Below are 1418 nucleotides of genomic sequence, written 5' to 3' on the forward strand. Positions count from 1 at the left end.
CCGATGTCACACTGTCGATTTCCTGCACGACGCGACCGCCACGCCCGGGCGAGGAACCCGGCAAGCACTACCGCTTCATCGACAAGACGGCGTTCTTCGCCATGCGCGACCAGGGCAATCTGCTGGAATGGGCAGAGGTCCACGGGAATTTTTACGGCACGCCACGCGACCGCATCGACCAGGCAATGGCGCGCGGCCGCGACGTGCTGCTCGAAATCGATTGGCAAGGTGCGCGTCAGGTTCGCAGGCTGTTTCCCGACGCGGTGGGTGTTTTTATCCTGCCCCCGTCCATCGATGCACTCGCGGCCCGGTTGCACAAGCGCGGCCAGGACACACCATCGGTCATTTCACGCCGTCTCCAAGACGCGGGAAGCGAAATGAATCATGTAGGAGAATTTCAATATGTTATTATTAATCAAGAATTTAGCGTGGCGCTTGCGCAGCTGACCCAGATCGTCGCGGCGACACGCCTGCGCTATGCCGCTCAAGCGGCGCGCCACGCGGGGCTTTTCGTCCAGCTCGGCATCCACGCCGCAGGCGCCTGACGCCAACACCGTTCAAACGAAAACCCTATCGATCGTCCGTCGCGGCTCTCAAATTCCGCCGTCTTACTCGTTCTTACAGGTATACCCCAGCCATGGCTCGCATCACTGTCGAAGATTGCTTGGAAAAGATTCCGAATCGTTTCAACCTGGCCCTGGCGGCCACGTACCGCGCCCGCGAACTCGCGCAGGGGCATGAGGCGCGCATCGACAGCAAAGACAAACCTACCGTCACCGCACTACGCGAAATTGCCGCCGGAGTCACCGGAATGGAAATGCTGCGCAAAGTGCCAACCTGATTCGCCACGGGTAGGGGGCGCAGATGGCGTTCGCGAGCCTGCGTGGTGCCTCGTCCGGCCTGCTGGCCGTACTGAAGAGAAGGTCGCGCCTCAGGAAACGCCGCAACCGCAAGATCAGCGTCGCGGTCACCAGCGCCATCGCACCCAGCCAGGCGCCCGCCCCGGCTGCTTCGCTCGACACACTGACCCGGGTCATCAACGGCTACCTGGACGCCAAGGACATCAAACGCGTCAAGGAAGCCTATCGGTTTTCCGACCAGGCGCATCTCGGGCAGTTCCGCGACAGTGGCGCGCCGTACATTTCGCATCCCATAGCCGTCACCGAGATCTGCGCGGGCTGGAAGCTGGACGTCGAATCGCTGATGGCGGCGCTTTTGCACGACGTCATGGAAGACCAGGGCGTACCGAAGCAAGAGCTGGCAAAACGCTTTGGCACCGAAGTTGCCGACATCGTCGATGGCCTGTCCAAGCTGCAGCGCCTTGAATTCGCCACCAAAGCCGAACAGCAGGCCGAAAGCTTTCGCAAAATGCTCCTGGCCATGGCGCGCGACGTGCGCGTCATTCTCATCAAGCTGGC

The 1418-nt window shown here is 61.4% G+C and carries 3 protein-coding genes; all 3 read left to right on the forward strand.

Annotation, left to right across the window (positions count from 1 at the left end; genetic code table 11):
- Positions 1–545, forward strand: a 545-nt coding sequence (locus EPN29_14385) for a guanylate kinase (protein ID TAN29955.1), incomplete at its 5' end; no start/stop codon positions are given.
- Between the two features lie 92 nt (positions 546–637).
- Complete coding sequence (locus EPN29_14390) at positions 638–841, forward strand: DNA-directed RNA polymerase subunit omega (protein ID TAN29956.1); 204 nt, start codon at positions 638–640, stop codon at positions 839–841.
- 23 nt (positions 842–864) lie between these two features.
- Positions 865–1418, forward strand: a 554-nt coding sequence (locus EPN29_14395; GenBank protein ID TAN29957.1) for an HD domain-containing protein, incomplete at its 3' end; no start/stop codon positions are given.

It is taken from the genome of bacterium (assembly GCA_004299235.1).
Classification (GTDB): Bacteria; Chloroflexota; Dormibacteria; order Dormibacterales; family Dormibacteraceae; genus SCQL01.